This is a genomic window from Massilia endophytica (assembly GCF_021165955.1).
Taxonomy (GTDB): Bacteria; Pseudomonadota; Gammaproteobacteria; order Burkholderiales; family Burkholderiaceae_D; genus Rugamonas; species Rugamonas endophytica.
In genome coordinates this window covers 3,927,120-3,944,363 of record NZ_CP088952.1, presented here as the reverse complement: position 1 = coordinate 3,944,363, position 17,244 = coordinate 3,927,120, and the positions used below count along the sequence as shown (strand labels likewise).

The following is a 17,244-nucleotide window of genomic DNA, read 5'->3' as shown; positions in this document are numbered from 1 at the left end:
ATGTCAGCCTTTGAATAGCGGGAGCGGCATATGCGGTTGAGGATAGCGGCGCTGGCCATGGGCGCAGCATTGTCGGCGGGCTGCGCGGGCATATCGTCCGTGCAGGAAGGACCCAGGAACATCATCCTCTTTGTCGGTGGCGGCATGGGCTTCAATACGCTGACCGCCACGCGCATCTATGCCGTGGGCGAGTCCGGCGATCTCGCCATCGACACCCTGCCGGAATCGGCCTTCGTCAAAACCTGGTCCAACGATATGCAGGTGACGGACGAAGCGGCCGCCATGTCCGCCATGCTCACCGGCCACAAGACCAATAACGGCGCGCTCGCCATGAGCGATTGCGCAAGCGGCGGCAAACCTGTGCCAACCCTCATGGAACTGGCCGCGCAGCGCGGCATGGGCACGGGACTGGTGAGCAATGTCGAGATCACGGATGCCATGACGGCCGCCGCCTTCGTGCACAGCTGCCGCCATCCCGGCAGCGAAGCGGCTGCCGCGGCCTTGAGGGCCAGCGGCATCGACGTGGCCCTTGGCGGCGATGCGGCGAAACAGCCGAACCTTCCGCAAATGACCGTCGAGGCCATCGAGCGCCTGTCCCGCAATGGCAAGGGTTTCGTGCTGCTGGTATCGAACGGCCTGATCGACCGCGCCGCGCACGGTGCGGATGCGCGCGCGGTGGTGGAAGAGGCGGCGGCGCAGGACAGGGCGCTGCGCGCCGCTATCGACACGATGCAGCAGCGCGACCCGGGCCTGAAGCACACCCTTATCGTCGCCACGGCAAGCCACGACAGCACGCTGGTGTTGAACGGCTATTCCACCATCACGGGCAGGACCACGGCAACGGAGCCGGGCGTACTGGGCCTGCTGCGGCGCTATGGCAGCGGGAAGCTGGCCAAGGACCTGGACGGGGCGCCCTACACCATCATCGGCTTCGGCAACGGCCCGCACCGCGTGGATGCCGTCCGGCCCGAAAGCCTGGACGCAAAGGCCGTCGCCAGCCCTGACTACCGCTATGAAGCTGCCGTGCGCAATGCCCCGGATGCGACCTCGCACGGCGGCACGGATGTTTACCTGGGCGCCATTGGCGCGGGAGCGGAGCGCTTCCGCGGCACGATCGACAACACCGATGTTTTCAAACTGATCAAGGCTGCGGCCGGACTATGAAAAAACTCTTCCTGGCATTGGCGCTTGCGGCCATCGGCGGCACGGCCGCGGCGGCCGATGCAAAGAACATCATCTTCTTCCTCGGCGACGGCATGGGCCCTACCGTGATCACGGCGGCGCGCATCCACGGCCACAAGGAAGAAGGCCTGCTCAAGTTCGAGCGCCTTGAGCGCGTGGCGCGCCTCAAGACCTATTCGCACGACGCGCAGACCACGGACAGCGCGCCATCGATGGGCTCCTACATGACGGGCGTGAAGATCAACAACGAAGTGATCTCGATGTGGGATTCCCAGCCCAGCGCGCCGCAGAAGGACGCAAACGGCAACCTGGGTGTCGATACCTGCAAGGCGGGCAACGGCAAGCCGGTGCCGACCATCCTGGAGCTGGCGAAGGCGTATGGCAAATCCGTTGGCGCGGTGACGACCACCGAAGCCACCCATGCGACGCCTGCCTCCACCTATGCCCACCATTGCCACCGCAACTCCGGCTACGCCATCGCAGTGCAGGCCGTGCCTGGAGGAGAGGGCTACAACGCGGCGCTTGGCGACGGCCTGGATGTGCTCATGGGCGGCGGCGCCATGCACTTCACACCCTACGACAAGCAGAACAATCCCAAAGGCCGCATCGACGGGCGCGATCTGCTGGCGGAAATGGCGGCGCGGGGCTACGCGGTGGCGCGCAGCAAGGCCGAGATGGCGGCTGCGAAGCCGGGCCGCAAGTTCGTTGGCCTGTACGGCGAGAGCCATCTGGAATATGAACTGGATCGCACGGCCACGCCGCCGCGCGGCGAAGGCGGGAAGCAGCCGAGCCTCTCGGAGATGACAGCCAAGGCCATCGAACTGCTGTCGCCGAATCCAAAGGGCTTCTTCCTGATGGTGGAGGGCGGGAAGATCGATCACGCCCTGCATGGTTCGAATGCCCGCCGCGGCATTGTCGACCTGCTGGCCTTCGACGACGCCATCCAGACCGCCATCGACCACATGCAGCAGATCGACCCCGGCCTGCGCAACACCCTTATCGTGATCACGGCGGACCACGACCATACGCTGGCGTTCAATGGGCCCTCGCCGCGCGGCGCGTCGGTGCTGGATATCGTGCGCCATGCGGACGGCAGCCCGGCGCACGACGCCGACGGCCACACCTACACTGCGCTCACCTTCGGCAATGGCCCGAACCGCAAAAACCAGCGCAGCGATGTAAGCAGCGAGGAGGCGATGGGCGAGGACTACCTCCAGGAGACCGGCGTGCGCCTGCGCGGCGAAACGCATGGCGGCGGCGACGTGAAGCTCTACGCCACCGGCGCAGGTTCCGCCGTGTTCAAGGGCACCATGGAGAACACCCGCGTGTTCGAGCTGATGAAAGCCGCTTACGGCTTCTGAATTTCCCCGGCCGGGCGGCGCAGCGCCCCCGGCACCAGGGCGGCGCTGAGCAGCACAAGCACCGTCAGCAGCAGGGCGACAGGCAGCAGGCCCCGTTCCAGCAGGGGCGCCGCCGCCATGGTGGCGCCCGAGGTGGCGGCAAAGGCAAGGAACATCAGCAGTCCCGCTGCCTTGCCCGCGTGTTCATGCGCCAGCGAGAGGGCGCGCGACATGGTCGAGGGACCGCGCACGCCCAGGCCGCAGCAGAACAGCGCCCATGCCGCAGTCAGGGCTGCAGTCGAGCGCAGGTCGGCCAGCGCCAGTGCGGTCATTGCAATGCCCGATGCCGCCTGCATCAGCACTCCAAGCCTTACCATGCCTTCCACGCCGTAGCGCTCCACGGCGCGCGCACCCCGCGTCGCACCCACCATGAAGCAGCCGACGCCGCAGATCTGCAGCAGGGCGAAGGCCGACACCTCACGGCCCAGCCAGTGCGTGACGAGATAGGGCGCGCTGGCCACGAACATGAGCAGCGCGCCGAACATGAGGGCGTAGCTGAACGCATAGCGCAGGAAGGGCAGGTTGCGCAGCAGGCCGCGCGGCGCGGCCGGAGAGGCGGCCGGTACTGCGTGCACCGCATGGCTGCTGATGATGCGGGTGACCATGGGCGCCAGCAGCAGGGCCAGCGCGGCAATGATCCAGAAGGCGTAGCGCCAGTCCGCCAGCATCACCAGCGCGGCGCCAGCGACGGGGCCGAGCGCGGGGATCACCGATTCGGCCATCGCCACCACGGCCATCGCGCCCACCGCTTCCGTTTCGCTGAAGCGCCGCCGTATCAGCGCGGGCACCGCGACGGTTGCCGCGCCCGCGCCCAGTCCCTGGAGCAGGCGGCCCGCCAGCATCGTATCGATATCGCCCGCCATCGCGCACAGCAGGCTGCCCACCGCCAGCAGCGCCGTGCCGCTCAGGATGGTGGCCAGGTCGCCGAAACGGTCCGCCGCCCAGCCCCACACAAGCTGGGAGGCCGCAAGGGCCAGCATGAACACGGCCATCGTGGCCTGGGCCGCAGTGACGGATGCGCCCAGCTGCTGCTGCATGGCCGGCAGAGCAGGGAGGTAGAGGTCGGAAGCCAGCAGGCCAACGGCGGTAAGGCTGGCGAGGGGAAAGGCGAGGCGGTGTTGTGGGCTCATATAAAAAAAATGCCCCGAGCGCGAAGCGTCGGGGCCTTCGGCCGGCGTTGCGGCCGGGGGAGCTTATTTCAGGTGATCGGAAATCAGCTTGGTCATTTCGAACATGGACACTTGGGCTTTGCCGCCGAATACGGCCTTGAGCTTGTCGTCTGCATTAATCATGCGGCGGTTCGCTGCATCCTGCAGATTGTGCTTCTTGATATAGTCCCAGACTTTCTTGGTCACTTCGGTACGCGGCAGAGCGGAGGAGCCAACCACGGCGCCCAGGGCTGCCGATGGGGTCATCGCTTTCATGAATGCTGCGTTGGGCTTGCGTGCTGCGGGTGCTGCTTTCTTCGCTGCGGGCTTGGCTGCTGCTTTTGCTGGTGCTGCCTTCTTTGCCGGAGCCGCCTTGGTGGCTGCCTTCTTTGCTGGTGCTGCTTTCTTGGCTGCTGTTGCCATATTCGAGCCTCCCTAAACAAACAATGGAAAATTGCGCAATACAATCGCACGGCTAATATTGGTGGGGATTTCGCCGTGATGCAAGCGTTTTTCGCGTTTTTTATCGGAAACGACACGTAAAACCGCCCTCTCCAATGAAAAAAGCCGCCTGCGCAGGGCGCAGAGCGGCTTTTGGCCAGGGCCGGAGGCGTTTAGCGCAGGCCCGGCATCATGCCCTTCATGGAGCGCATCATCTTCATCATGCCGCCGCCGGAGAGCTTTTTCATCATGGTCTGCATCTGCTCGAACTGGTTCAGCATGCGGTTCACTTCCTGCACCTGAACCCCCGCGCCGGCCGCGATACGGCGCTTGCGCGAGGCCTTGATCAGTTCAGGCTTGGCGCGTTCGGCCGGGGTCATGGAGTCGATAATGCCCACCATGCGGCGCACCTGCTTGTCCGCCTGGTCCATGTTGGCGCCGCCCGCCGCCTGCTGGAACTGGGCTGGAAGCTTGTCCATCAGGCTGGCCATGCCGCCCATCTTTTTCATCTGGCCCAGCTGCGCCTTGAAGTCGTTCATGTCGAATTTGCCGCCCGACTTGACCTTGGCCGCCAGGTCGGCCGCCGCTTTCGCATCCACGCCCTTGCGCGCTTCCTCGACCAGGGCGAGGATGTCGCCCATGCCCAGGATACGGTTGGCCATGCGCGCCGGGTCGAAGGCTTCCAGGCCGTCCAGCTTCTCGGACACGCCAGCGAACTTGATCGGCTTGCCCGTGATATGGCGCACGGACAGCGCAGCGCCGCCGCGCGAATCGCCATCGAGCTTGGTGAGCACGATGCCGGTCAGCGGCAGCGCGTCGTTGAAGGCCTTGGCGGTGTTGATGGCGTCCTGGCCCAGCATTGCGTCGACCACGAACAGGGTCTCCACCGGCTTGACCGCGCCGTGCACGGCGGCGATTTCCTTCATCATCTCTTCGTCGATGCCGAGGCGGCCCGCCGTGTCGATGATCAGCACATCGTGGTAGTGTTTCTTCGCCCAGTCCAGCGCGGCCAGGGCGATGTCGACCGGCTTGTCCGCCGCGGTGGAGGGGAAGAAGTCGGCGCCAACCTGCTGGGTCACCGATTGCAGCTGCGCGATAGCGGCCGGACGGTACACGTCGGCCGATACCGTCAGCACCTTCTTTTTCTTCTCTTCCTTCAGGTACTTGGCCAGCTTGCCGGTGGTGGTGGTCTTGCCGACACCCTGCAAGCCTGCCATCAGGATGATCGCGGGCGGCTGCTGCGCAAAGCTGATCTGGGACGCATCGGGTCCGAGATCGGCGCCCATGAGGGCGGCCAGTTCGCGCTGCACCACGCCCACCAGGGCCTGGCCCGGCGTCAGGGAAGAGATCACCTCTTCGCCCAAGGCCTTTTCCTTCACCTTGGCGATGAACTCGCGCACGGCGGGCAGGGCGACGTCGGCCTCCAGCAGCGCCAGGCGCACTTCGCGCAGCATCTCGGCCGTGTTGGCCTCCGTCAGGCGGGCCTCGCCGCGCATGGTCTTGACGACTTTGGCAAGGCGTTGGGTCAGATTGTCTAGCATGGAGACTACCTACTAATATAAATATGGCGGAAACCCGTCATTTTACCCGAGTGCGGGCCGCGCAGGTGCCAGCCACAAGCTCACGGATTGTCACAGCTGTGCACATTCATGGCGCATAGTGGCCTGTATTAATTGACAATCGGCGGCGCTGCCGTCATCTTGCCAGCTTGTCCATCAGAGGAGAGCTGGATGCTCAACGAAGCACTGACGCAGGCCCAGGCAGGGGCCGAAACGCAGGAAACCATTACCTTCAACGCCAGCGGCAGCGAATACTTCCGCATCTGGATCGTCAACCTGCTGCTCACCATCGTCACACTCGGCATCTATTCGGCCTGGGCCAAGGTGCGGCGCAACCAGTACTTCTACTCCAGCACCCGGCTGGCAGGAAGCAGCTTCGAATACCACGGCGACCCCAAGGCCATCCTTATCGGCCGCCTCGTTGCGCTGGCAATGGTCGTCTTCTACAACGTGGCCTTCCGCATCTCTCCGGCTGCGGGCCTGGTGATGTTCGCCGTGCTGGCTGGCGCGATGCCCTGGCTGCTGTGGCGCAGCCTGCAGTTCGCGCTGCACAACAGCAGCTACCGGGGCATCCGCTTCGGTTTCGACGGCAGCGTGGGCAAGGCCTACAAGGCCTTCCTCGGCATGATGCTGCTGAGCGCCCTGAGCTTCGGTCTTCTCGCGCCGTTCGCGCACCAGCGCCTGAAGAAGTTCCAGCACGGCGAGGCGCGTTTTGGCAGCACGAAGTTCAGCTTCGATGCGTCCGTGCGCAGCTTCTACAAGATTTACCTGGCCCTGCTCGGCCTCATGGTGCTGGGCTTTGCGGCGACCTTCGCCCTTGCGTTTCCCGTGCTTGAACTGGTCGGGAACGATCCCTTGAAGCGTGGCCTGGCCACGTACATCGTCGCCTTTCTGATCTATCCGTGGATGCTGGCCTTGACCTGGCTGTTCATGGCCATGGTCCAGAATCTCGTCTGGAACAATACGCAGCTTGGCGAACACCGCTTCCAGTCGGGCATGCGCTGGGGGCGGCTGGCCTTCATCTATGTCACCAACACCCTCGGCATCATCCTCACGCTGGGCTTCTTCACCCCGTTCGCGAAAGTGCGGGCGATGAAATACCGCCTCGAGTCGATCTCCCTGGTGGCCGTGGGCGGGCTGGATAACGTGGTGGCACGGAATGCAGCCGATGTCGGCGCCACGGGCGACGGCATGGCCGACTTCCTCGGCGTGGATCTTTCGATGTGATGGAAGAGGCGGTCAGCGGCCGTTACTTCGACGGCAAAACCTCGCGCGCCCACCGCGCCGTCCTCTCTGTGAAGGGCGGCGAAGCATGGCTGGAGGGCGAGGTGGAGCGGCGCGATGCAATGGCCACGCTGCGCGTTTCGGAGCGCAGCCAGCGCGCTGCGCGCAAGATCACATATCCGGACGACAGCTATTTCGAGGCCGACGAACAGGCGGCCCTGAATACCCTGCTGGCGGCGAGCGGCCACCGCGACGGCGCCGTTGTGAAGGCCCAGCAAAGCTGGCGCCTCGTGCTCGGCGCGCTGGCGGCAACGATCGCGGTGCTTGCGCTGGGCTACCGCTACGCACTGCCCGCGGCCGCTGATTCCATCGCGCGCGCATTGCCCGAATCGGTGGAACGCCAGATGGGGCAGGGCGTGCTGGCGCTGCTGGACAAGAATGTGTTTCGCCCCTCCCGCCTGAGCGGGGAGCGCCGCCGTGGCATTGCAGAGGCATTCGCCGCGCTGCGGCCCCCACGCGGCGAGAGTCCTGCCTACCGGCTGCTTTTCCGCCAGAGCCGTGTCGGACCCAACGCCTTCGCCCTCCCATCCGGCGACATTGTGCTGACCGACGAAATGGTGGAACTGCTCGATAACGACCAGGCGGTGCTGGCCGTGCTGGCGCACGAACTGGGCCACCTGCACGAGCGCCACATGTCGCGGCGGCTGATCCAGAGTTCCGCCGTCGCCGCCGTTACGGCGCTGATGTTCGGCGACGCCAGCGGCTTTGTCGCCAGCCTGCCCGCCGTCGCCCTGGACATGCACTACTCGCGCGACGCGGAGACCGAGGCCGACGACTACGCAGCCGTCATGCTGCGCCACAATGGCCGTCCGCTCTCCGACATGGAAGCCGTGTTCGCGGCGCTGGAAAAGGTGGACCGGGGTTTCGGTGTGCCATACCTGAACAGCCATCCGCCTTCCGCCGAACGGCTGCAGCGGCTGCGCAACATGGCGCAGCCGTCCTTGCCCTGACTCAGTGCGGCACTACCAGCCGAATGACGGAGCCTCCTGCCAGCAGGCCAAAACTGAACGGACCGAGAGCGACCAGGCCGGATGGGCCACTTAGCGCACCGGGGAGACTTCCGAACATGTTGCTCTGGTTGTTCTCCGTTCCGGCCGCGATGCTGGTACTGCCATTGGGAGCGGTGCGGACGATGACGCCGCGCGTGGCGTCGGCTGTGTATCGGTTGCCCAGCGCATCCACCACCGTGCCCACGCCAGCCGGGATCGCGTCGATGGTGGTGACGACGCCTGCCGGCGTGATCTTGCGGACCTTGTAGCCTGTGCTGTAGATCGTTTCCGGATCGTTCGCGTACAGGTTCCCTTCGGCGTCGGCACCGACAAGAACCGGCTGGACGAAGCGTGCGGCGGGTCCTGCACCGTCCACCTGACCCGCCACTGCTGTCGTGGACCCGGCCAACAGGGTCACTACCCCTTGCGGGGAAACCTTGAAGATGGCGCCTCCAATCGTCGACGATATTCCGAAGCCTGTCGAAGGAACATCGGAGATATACAGGTTCCCGTTGCGATCGGAAACCATGCTCTTTGGCGTTCGTACGACAGCGCTTTGCGCGAAGGTGCTGACTGTTCCTGCCGGCGTCACCCTCAACAGCGACAGGCCTGTTCTGGTCGGAAGGTGGGGATTGGTCAGGGGGAAATCGATCAGATAGAAGTTGCCTGCCAGGTCGCCGGCCACCAGATTCGGATAGGTGTGGAAACGGCCAGCCAGCAAGCTCGCGTCGCCGTTCGCTTGCAGCGTGCTGACCTGTTCGGAGTTGACGGCGTACAGGACTCCGGTGCTGCCGTTGATTAGCCACCCTGCGGTGTCATAGCGCATTGGCACGCTCGTGACCACTCCGGCTGGCGTCACCGTTCGCAGGAGCCTTGGCTGCTCCCCGCTCCCCGGAGCCTCGAGCACCATCAGGTTGCCTTGCGCATTCACTGCGATACTTCCGGGCGTGACGAAATGCGCCGAGCTGCCCGTGCCATCCTGGGGCGTCATGAAGCCCGTGCTGTTCCCGGTAGGCAGAGTGCCTGCGATGGTGGATACGCTCCCGTCGAGGGCGACCTTGCGCACTAGTACCGAGTCGATCACATACAGTTCACCGCTCGGGGCGCGCGCGACAGAAACAATATGGCGGAAGCGTGCAGTACCCGCGGATCCATCGATCGGATTGGGCATGGCGGCGCCAGTAATCTCGCCGACCAGCGGGACGAGTGTGCCGTTCGAAGACAGGGTGCTGATGCGCTCAGGCTGGATCACATAGAGGGTGCTGCCGCCGCTGTAGAGCCTCAGGCCCTGTTGAAGGGAATAGGGCATGGTGAGCAGCGTGACGATGCTGCCATCCGCCTTCAACTGGCGAATGCTGATAGTACTGAAGTCGTTCTCCGTGAAATACACCGAGCCTGCTGGACCCGCTGCCACGCTGGCAGGATCGATCGTGCCGTTGGCGCTGAGCGTACTGACCACGCCTGCGGACGTCATCTTGCGTATGGAGTTCGCGTCGGCAAATATCAGGTTGCCGCTGTCGTCTGCAGCAACGGAGCGGATACCCTGGAAGCTTGCCCGAGTGCCGGCACCATCGATTCTGCCAGCGCTGCCTTCGGCCAGCTGCGTCAGCCCGGCCGGTCCGGGATCGGGGTGCACCGTGAGCTTGATGGTTTGGGTGATGCTGCCCGCGCTGGCGTTGACGGTCACAGTGGTGGCCGTAGTCACACCGCCCGGAGGAGGCAGATACTGCACGCTGGCGCCGCTGCTGGCCGACAGCGTTCCAGGACCGGCGGCTAGCTGCCAGCTCACCGCCGCGCCGCCGGTCACCGTGGCATTGAGAGGAAGCGCCTTGCCATTCGCCGTGGTCACGTCCTGGCTGGCGCTGAGCGACAAGGTCACGGGCCCCGAAGGTGGGGGAGGGGCGCTTTCACCGCCGCCGCCTCCGCCGCAGGCAGCCATTGCCGCCGCGATCAGGGCTGCGAGCGCATGATGGGTAATTCGATGCATGACAAACTCCAATCTGTACGAATCGCAGATTATCTACGGTGGAGCGTCCCGGTAATATCACCAATTGTCACAGCGCCCCTGAAAATGGGAGATATTTTGTAAGCAAACCTTGCTATTATCCGGACACAAGAGCAAGACGGCCGCGGGCCATTTCCATTTCTTTTTTCGAGGAGCGAGCGGATGAAACTGAACGTGATCGGCAAATCGGTAGCGCTGGCAGCAGCGTTGGCAATGGCAGGCGGCGCGCAGGCCCAGGAGGTGGTGCGGCTCGGGAACCTGAAGTTTGCGCATTACGGCGCCGTTTCCTATATCAAGGAGATCGCGCCCAAGTGCGGCATCAAGGTCGAGGAGCACGTCTTCGCCAAGGGCCTGGATGTGATGCAGGCCATCATCGCCGGTGAGCTGGACGTGGGCGCGACCGCATCCGAAGCCGCGATCTCCGGCCGCGCTGGCGGCGCGCCGATCTACGTGGTGGCGGGCTTCGCCAAGGGCGGCGCGCGCCTGGTCGGCCGCACGGACCTGAAACTGAAATCCGTGAAGGACCTGAAGGGCAAGCGTGTGGGCGTCACGCGCGGCGGCATCCAGGAAGTGCTGCTGCTGGCCGAACTCCAGCAGGCGGGCCTCACGGTCTCGGACCAGCCGGGCAAGGATGTGCAGCTGGTCTTCCTCGCCTATGCAGACCTGAACCAGGCGCTGCTCGGCAAGAATATCGACGCCATGATGCAGTCCGAGCCCCAGTCCTCCCAAGCGGTAAACAAGGGCTTCGGCACGGAGATCATCAAGCCATACGACACGCCCATCGGCGAGCCGGTGCGCACCATGGTCATGACCGAGATGTTCTACAAGGAGCGCCGCCCTGTGGCCGAGAAGTTCATGCGCTGCTTCGTGGAGGCGACCAAGACCTTCATCGACAAGCCTGCCGTGGCCGAGAAGTATGTGCGCGAAGTGGTGTTCAAGAACCAGATCACTTCCGACGACTTCCAGGATGCCATCGGCAACTCGCCGTATTCCTACGACATCACCCCGGAGCATATCCAGACCACGACGGACGTGATGGTGAAGACGGGCGTGGGCAAAATGAGCCGTCCGCCCGTGGCCAAGGACTGGGTGCGCACGGACCTGCTGGAGCAGGCCAAGAAGAGCCTGGGCGTGAAGTAAGGTGCCCGCCATGGCCCGAATCGCTTGGCGCGAAGTGGGTGTGGGCCTGGTTGTTCCGGCCCTCGTGATCGCGGTATGGCAGCTGGTGTCCCAGAAGGGCTGGGTCAACCCGCAGGTGCTGCCGTCGCCGCTGGCCGTGGTCACCAAGTGGATCGAGTACCTGCTGCCGCTTCAGGCCTACGATCCGGCCAGCGGGCAGGGCAGGCTGGCCTGGGCGCTGTCCGGGGAGCTGATACACGATTCGCTGGGCAGCCTGTACCGCGTGGTGGTGGGCTTCGCCATCGGCGGCGGGCTTGCGCTGCCGATCGGCCTGGCCATGGGGGCGAGCGCGCGGGTCTACGCTTGGCTCAATCCCCTGGTGCAGCTGCTGCGGCCCATTCCGCCCATCGCCTACATACCCCTGTCCATTCTCTGGTTCGGGCTGGGGAATCCGCCCGCCGTCTTCCTTATTTCCCTCGGCGCCTTCTTCCCCGTGCTGATGAACACTATTGCTGGCGTGCGGCATGTGGATGGCATCTACCTGCGGGCTGCGCGCAACCTCGGCGCCACCGGCACCACCATGTTCGTGCGCGTGATCCTGCCTGCGGCCGTGCCCTATATATTGAGCGGCGTGCGCATTGGCATCGGCACCGCCTTCATCGTGGTGATCGTGTCCGAAATGATCGCCGTGAACAACGGGCTGGGCTTCCGCATTCTGGAGGCGCGCGAGTACTTCTGGTCCGACAAGATCATCGCCGGCATGATCACCATCGGCCTGATCGGCCTGGCCATCGACGTGGCCATGAACCGCCTGAACAACTACCTGCTGCGCTGGCACCGCGGCCTGGAGAACTGAATGAGCGATCCGCACATCCTTATCAGCGACGTACAAAAGGTGTTCAAGACCGCGGAACGGGACGTGGTGGCGCTCAAGGACATCAGCCTGGAGATCCCGCGCGGGCAGTTCGTCTGCCTTCTGGGGCCTTCGGGCTGCGGCAAGTCCACGCTGCTGAATGCCGTCGCAGGCTTTGCGCTGCCAAGTTCCGGCAGCATCACAGTGGATGGCGCCGAGATCACGGCGCCGGGACCGGAGCGCGGCATGGTGTTCCAGGAATATGCGCTTTTCCCCTGGATGACGGTGGCCGACAACGTTGCCTTCGGGCTCGAGATCAAGGGCCTGCCGAAGGCGCAGATCGAGCAGACGGTGGGGCAGCTGCTCAAGATGCTCTCCCTGAACGACTTCCGCAACCGCTACCCCAAGGACCTTTCCGGCGGCATGCGCCAGCGCGTTGCCATCGCGCGCGTGCTGGCGCTCGATTCGCCTGTGATGCTGATGGACGAGCCTTTCGGCGCCCTGGATGCGCTCACCCGGCGCAATCTGCAGGACGAACTGCTGCGCATCTGGTCGGAGCTGAAAAAGACCATCATCTTCGTCACCCACAGCATCGAGGAAGCGATCTACCTGGCGGACCGGATCGTGGTGATGACCTACCGCCCCGGCACCATCAAGCGCGACATCATGGTCGAGTTGCCGCGCCTGCGCGACCCGGCGGCGCCCGAGTTCAATGCCCTCAAGCGGGAGCTCGGCCAGCTGGTGATGGAGGAGCAGCAGCGCCACCACAACGACGAACTCCGCCTCGCCGCCGTCGACTGACATCGCTTTCACGAGGGCGGCGGCGTGATAAACTGAGCTGATGCAGACTTATTTTCTGATTGCAGCGGTGGCGCTTTACCTGGCCTGCGCCGTGCTGCCCTCCCGGAAGGCTTCCCTGATCGCCGCCGTCACCGCCGTGGCCTGGCTGCTGCACGGCGCCGCGCTGTGGACGGATGTCATTGCGCCTGGCTCGCTGCGCCTGGGCTTCGCCGCCATGCTGTCCTCCGCCCTGTGGATTTCGGTAGGCGCCTACTGGATCGAGAACCGCAACTTCCCGCTCGACGGCCTGCGTCGCATGGTCATGCCCTGCGCGGCCGCCGCCGTTGCGCTGCAGGGCGTGTTCCCCGGCGCCCTGGTGCCGCTGGCGGGACGCTCCCCCATGTTCGGCTGGCATATCGCCATTGCCACCCTGGCCTACAGCACCCTCACCATCGCCGCCTTCCATGCCGTGCTGATGGCGCTGCAGGAGTCGCGCCTGCACACCCGCAGCGAGAAGCCTGGCCTGATCTGGGCCGCCCTGGACCAGCTGCCTGCCCTGCTGACGATGGAGAAGCTGCTGTTCCGCCTCATCGCCTTCGGCTTCGCCCTCCTGAGCCTTACCGTCCTCTCGGGCATCGTGTTTTCCGAAGAATTGTTCGGCCAGGCCCTGAAGTGGGACCACAAGTCCGTCTTCACGCTGCTGTCCTGGCTCCTGTTCGCAGCGCTGCTCGCCGGCCGCCATTTCCGTGGCTGGCGCGGCAAGACGGCGCTCAGTTTCACTCTCGCCGGCTTCGCCACGCTGCTGCTGGCGTATGTCGGCAGCCGCTTCGTGCTCGAAGTGGTGCTGCATCGAGGTTTTGCATGACACGTATTCTTTTCTGGCTGGCGCTGGCCTTCCTGGTCGTCGCCGCCATCCGCGCCAAGCTGAAAGGCTCCAGCCGCCATCCCCGTCCGCAACAGCCGCCCGCCCGCCGCGCCCCGCCCAAGGAGGATGCGGAAACGGAACCCATGCTGTGCTGCGCCCATTGCGGCGTGTACTACCCGGCGTCCGAGAACGTGCCAGCCGGAGGGCGCAATTACTGCAGCGCGGCCCACGCGCCCGCCAATTAAGCGGTGATCGCGCGCCTGCCCAACCTGTCGGCGGAATCGCGCGAGACCTTCTGGCGCTCGCTGCAAACCCTGAACGGCACGCGGGTGGTGATTGCGGTCGTGCTGCTGGCCTACCTGAGCTTCGATCCGGGGAGCCCGCGCTCCGCGAGCAGCTTCTTCAACGCCCAGATCTGCGCGGTTTATCTTTTCCTCTCCGTCGTATTTACGCTGGCTGCCGCACGCTGGCGCCGCCGCTTCATGCTGCAGCTGGCCTCCCAGCTGGCCTGCGACCTCACGGTAATCTCGCTGCTGTATTTCGGGGCAGGGGGCGTGCGCAGCGGCCTGGCCATCCTCTACCTCTTCCCCCTGGCCGGCTGCGCCATCCTCGCGCCCCTGATGATGGCCCTGTTCGCGGCGGCCATCGCCAGCCTTTTCGTGCTGGCCGAAGGCAGCTGGCGCATGCTGGTCTCCGATGGCGAAATGACGGTGGTGCAGGCTGGCCTCTACGGCGCGGCCTTCTTCGCCGCCGTGCTGGTGGTGAACCGCATGGCGGCGCGGCTGATCGGCCAGGAGGAGCTGGCCGTGCAGCGCGGCATCGAGGTCGGCGTGCAGCAGGCGGTGAACCGGCTGGTGATGTCGCATGCGGGCGATGGCGTCATCGTCCTGGGCGCCAGCGGCGAAGTCTATGCCAGCAACCCGGCCGCCCAGCAGATGCTCGGCCTCACCCAGTCCATTGCCGATTTCCGCCTCAGCGACAATCCCTCGCTGCTGCCGGTGGCCCTGGCCTATGACGAGTGGCGCGTCAATCCGGCCCAGTCCAGCGCCTTCATCACCGTGAAGCCTTTCAACGATCCCGCGCTGCAGGAGATGACGGCGGCATGGAGCGCGCGGCGCGACGTGGCCGTGCACCTGAAGGTGCGCTTCGCCGCAGCGGATACGGCGGCCCTGGGCACGGAGCGCAACGTGATCTTCCTGCAGGACGTGACGGCCATCGAGAATCAGGCGCAGCAGCTCAAGCTCGCCTCCATGGGGCGGCTCACGGCAAGCATCGCCCACGAGGTGCGCAATCCCCTGTCCGCCATCGGCCACGCCACCTCCCTCATGGCCGAGGACCTGAAGGAGCCGGTGCATGTGCGCCTGCTGAAGATCATCAGCGACAATGTGGCGCGGGTCAACCGCATGGTGGAGGACATCCTGCAGCTGTCGCGCAAGGCGCAAGGCCACAGCGAGCCCCTGGAGCTGGAGCGCTTCCTGGCCGAGCTGAAGGCGGAGTTCGACGATACCCATGGCCTGGCGCCGGAAGTGCTTTGCCTTGGCGGCGTAGCCCGCCACACGGTGCGTTTCGATCCCCTGCATCTGCGGGAGGTGCTGCTCAACCTGCTCAACAACGCGGTGCGCTACGCCAGCGGCAAGCCGGAAAGCATCCGCGTCTTCGTTGTGCAGGCGCGGGGCAGGCCGCTGGAGCTGCACGTGCAGGACGACGGTCCCGGCATCAGCACCGAGGTGAGGGCCCACCTCTTCGAGCCTTTCTACACCACTTCCAGCAAGGGCACGGGCCTTGGCCTGTATCTGGCGCGGGAACTGTGCTTGAATAACGAGGCCATGCTGGACTACGAATACCGCTTCGACCGGGAAGTGCAGCCGGACGGGAGCCGCAAGTCCAGCGGCCGTTTTGTGATCACTTTTGCACTGCCGCCTTCGCGCTGAGCCAACCACACACTATATATATGAGTTCTCCCCGCGTTCTTGTCGTCGACGATGAAGCAGACCTGCGTGAGCTGCTGGAGATCACCCTGCTCAAGATGGGCCTGGACGTGGACAGCGCCGCCACCCTGCAGGAGGCGCGCGGCCTGTTCGCGGCGGGGGATTACCAGCTGGTGCTGACGGATATGCGCCTGCCGGACGGCCTGGGCCTGGAGCTGGTGCGCGAGGTGTCGGCCAGCGGCCGCAACACGCCCATCGCCGTGGTGACGGCCTTCGGCAGCGCGGACAACGCCGTGGTCGCGCTGAAGGCCGGGGCCTTCGACTATGTAAGCAAGCCCGTGCAGCTGGACCAGCTGCGCGTGATGGTGCAGTCCGCCCTCAAGCTGGATTCGGCCTCGGCTCCCGCCGTCCCGCGCGGAGAGCCGGTGGACAGCCGCCTGAAAGGCGACTCCGCCGCCATGCAGGCCCTGCGCGCCCAGATCGCCCGCCTGGCCCGCTCCATGGCGCCCATCGCCATCACCGGCGAATCGGGCAGCGGCAAGGAAGTGGCGGCGCGCGAGATCCATGCCCAGAGTTCGCGTGCGGACCAGCCCTTCGTGGCCGTGAACTGCGGCGCCATTCCCGAGGCCCTGATGGAGGCCGAATTCTTCGGCTACCGCAAGGGCGCCTTCACGGGCGCCGCCGACGAGCGGGACGGCTTCTTCCAGGCCGCGAACGGCGGCACCCTCATGCTGGACGAGGTGGCCGACCTGCCGCTGGCCATGCAGGTGAAGCTGCTGCGCGCCATCCAGGAGCGGCGCGTGCGCAAGATCGGCGCAACGGCCGAGGAACCGGTGGACGTGCGCATCATCAGCGCCACCCACCAGGACCTGGCGCGCTGCGTGGAGCAGGGCAGGTTCCGGCAGGACCTGTTCTACCGCCTGAACGTGATCGAGCTCTCGCTGCCGCCCCTGCGCGAGCGCCTGGACGACCTGCCGGTGCTGACCGACGCCATCCTGGCCCGCCTGGCGCGCGGCGGGGAAAAGCCGAAGCTCGGTCCCGGCGTGCTGGAAGCGCTGGCGGGCTACAGCTTCCCCGGCAATGTGCGGGAGCTGGAGAATGTGCTGGAGCGGGCGCTCGCCTATTCGAACGACGGCGTGATCGATGCCGCCGACCTGTCGCTGAAGGGCGCCGCCGTCGCCGCGCACGCCCCCGACGCCCCGGCCGCCTCGGCGCCATCGTCCGCCGCCGCGCCAGCGGAGGCATACGCGGCTCCCGCATTCGCCGCCGGCGACAGCGCAGCGCCGCCCGCCGCCGGGCCTTCGGCATCCACCCGCATGCCCCCGCTGCCCGACCTCTCCGTCCTGCCGGACAACCTGCCGGCCTACCTGGAAATGGTCGAGCGCGAGATCATCCAGCGCGCCCTGGTGCAGACCCAGTACAACCGCACCCAGGCCGCCCAGCTGCTGGGCATCAGCTTCCGCCAGCTGCGCTACCAGATGCAGAAACTGAACATCCAGGCCCCCAATTCCTGAGTCCACGCGAGACCGCCGCATCGACTATAATGCCGCTCCCGCGCGCCGGAAGGGCGTAATGCTGTGGCGAAAATGCTGTCTCTTGCACAATAAAAAGGCAGCAAAAAAGTGATGGTTAGTGCTTGCTTTCGCCAAGCGCCTAGAGCTATCCGCAGGTCCAAAAAGTCAATAAGAAAA

Annotated in this window: 15 protein-coding genes; 11 read left to right on the top strand and 4 right to left on the bottom strand. The window is 65.4% G+C overall.

Annotation, left to right across the window (positions count from 1 at the left end):
* Positions 1–30 precede the first annotated feature (30 nt).
* Together LSQ66_RS18065 and LSQ66_RS18060 are read left to right on the top strand one after the other, a co-directional pair.
* Positions 31–1,164 carry an alkaline phosphatase gene (locus LSQ66_RS18065; RefSeq protein ID WP_231766574.1) on the top strand — a complete coding sequence of 378 codons (1,134 nt, stop codon included), beginning with the start codon at positions 31–33 and terminating at the stop codon, positions 1,162–1,164.
* Positions 1,161–2,543, top strand: coding sequence for an alkaline phosphatase (locus tag LSQ66_RS18060; protein WP_231766573.1), 1,383 nt, complete (start codon positions 1,161–1,163; stop codon positions 2,541–2,543). Before LSQ66_RS18065 ends, LSQ66_RS18060 begins: the two co-directional genes overlap by 4 nt.
* Here the strand turns inward: LSQ66_RS18060 and LSQ66_RS18055 are convergent.
* The 3 genes from LSQ66_RS18055 to ffh form a co-directional block, all read right to left on the bottom strand.
* On the bottom strand, positions 2,531–3,712 hold the full coding sequence (locus LSQ66_RS18055) for an MFS transporter (RefSeq protein ID WP_231766572.1): 1,182 nt from the start codon (positions 3,710–3,712) through the stop codon (positions 2,531–2,533). The two genes, LSQ66_RS18060 and LSQ66_RS18055, sit on opposite strands and share 13 nt — an antisense overlap.
* A gap of 63 nt (positions 3,713–3,775) precedes the next feature.
* Entirely contained in the window at positions 3,776–4,153 is a 378-nt protein-coding gene (locus LSQ66_RS18050; protein WP_231766571.1) for an SWIB/MDM2 domain-containing protein, read from the bottom strand.
* A gap of 191 nt (positions 4,154–4,344) precedes the next feature.
* Positions 4,345–5,712 carry a signal recognition particle protein gene (ffh, locus tag LSQ66_RS18045; RefSeq protein ID WP_231766570.1) on the bottom strand — a complete coding sequence of 456 codons (1,368 nt, stop codon included), beginning with the start codon at positions 5,710–5,712 and terminating at the stop codon, positions 4,345–4,347.
* Positions 5,713–5,901: 189 nt separating this feature from the next.
* On the opposite strand from ffh, the gene LSQ66_RS18040 reads away from it, so the two are divergent.
* A complete protein-coding gene (locus LSQ66_RS18040; protein ID WP_231766569.1) occupies positions 5,902–6,957 on the top strand; it encodes a YjgN family protein in 1,056 nt (351 codons plus the stop codon).
* Complete coding sequence (locus LSQ66_RS18035) at positions 6,957–7,964, top strand: M48 family metallopeptidase (protein WP_231770146.1); 1,008 nt, start codon at positions 6,957–6,959, stop codon at positions 7,962–7,964. The genes LSQ66_RS18040 and LSQ66_RS18035 overlap by 1 nt, the downstream gene beginning before the upstream one ends.
* 1 nt (position 7,965) lies before the next feature.
* Here LSQ66_RS18035 and LSQ66_RS18030 read toward each other — a convergent pair whose 3' ends face one another.
* The gene (locus LSQ66_RS18030; RefSeq protein WP_231766568.1) at positions 7,966–9,990 is read right to left on the bottom strand and encodes an NHL repeat-containing protein; all 2,025 of its coding nucleotides are present in this window, start codon (positions 9,988–9,990) and stop codon (positions 7,966–7,968) included.
* 180 nt (positions 9,991–10,170) lie between these two features.
* Here LSQ66_RS18030 and LSQ66_RS18025 point away from each other — a divergent pair, with 180 nt between their 5' ends.
* From LSQ66_RS18025 to LSQ66_RS17995, 7 genes are read left to right on the top strand one after another with little or no spacing between them, the layout of a single operon-like run.
* Positions 10,171–11,148 (top strand): ABC transporter substrate-binding protein, encoded by a 978-nt coding sequence (locus LSQ66_RS18025; protein ID WP_231766567.1) that lies wholly within the window; start codon positions 10,171–10,173, stop codon positions 11,146–11,148.
* Between the two features lie 10 nt (positions 11,149–11,158).
* Positions 11,159–11,983: an ABC transporter permease gene (locus LSQ66_RS18020; protein ID WP_231766566.1), complete on the top strand. Its 825-nt coding sequence runs from the start codon at positions 11,159–11,161 to the stop codon at positions 11,981–11,983.
* Positions 11,984–12,781, top strand: a complete 798-nt coding sequence (locus LSQ66_RS18015; RefSeq protein WP_231766565.1) for an ABC transporter ATP-binding protein — start codon at positions 11,984–11,986, stop codon at positions 12,779–12,781.
* Between the two features lie 40 nt (positions 12,782–12,821).
* Positions 12,822–13,625 carry a cytochrome C assembly family protein gene (locus tag LSQ66_RS18010; RefSeq protein WP_231766564.1) on the top strand — a complete coding sequence of 268 codons (804 nt, stop codon included), beginning with the start codon at positions 12,822–12,824 and terminating at the stop codon, positions 13,623–13,625.
* A complete protein-coding gene (locus tag LSQ66_RS18005; RefSeq protein ID WP_231766563.1) occupies positions 13,622–13,870 on the top strand; it encodes a PP0621 family protein in 249 nt (82 codons plus the stop codon). Before LSQ66_RS18010 ends, LSQ66_RS18005 begins: the two co-directional genes overlap by 4 nt.
* A gap of 3 nt (positions 13,871–13,873) precedes the next feature.
* Positions 13,874–15,556 carry a sensor histidine kinase gene (locus LSQ66_RS18000; RefSeq protein ID WP_231766562.1) on the top strand — a complete coding sequence of 561 codons (1,683 nt, stop codon included), beginning with the start codon at positions 13,874–13,876 and terminating at the stop codon, positions 15,554–15,556.
* 20 nt (positions 15,557–15,576) lie between these two features.
* Positions 15,577–17,067, top strand: coding sequence for a sigma-54-dependent transcriptional regulator (locus LSQ66_RS17995; protein ID WP_231766561.1), 1,491 nt, complete (start codon positions 15,577–15,579; stop codon positions 17,065–17,067).
* The last annotated feature ends 177 nt before the right edge of the window (positions 17,068–17,244 follow it).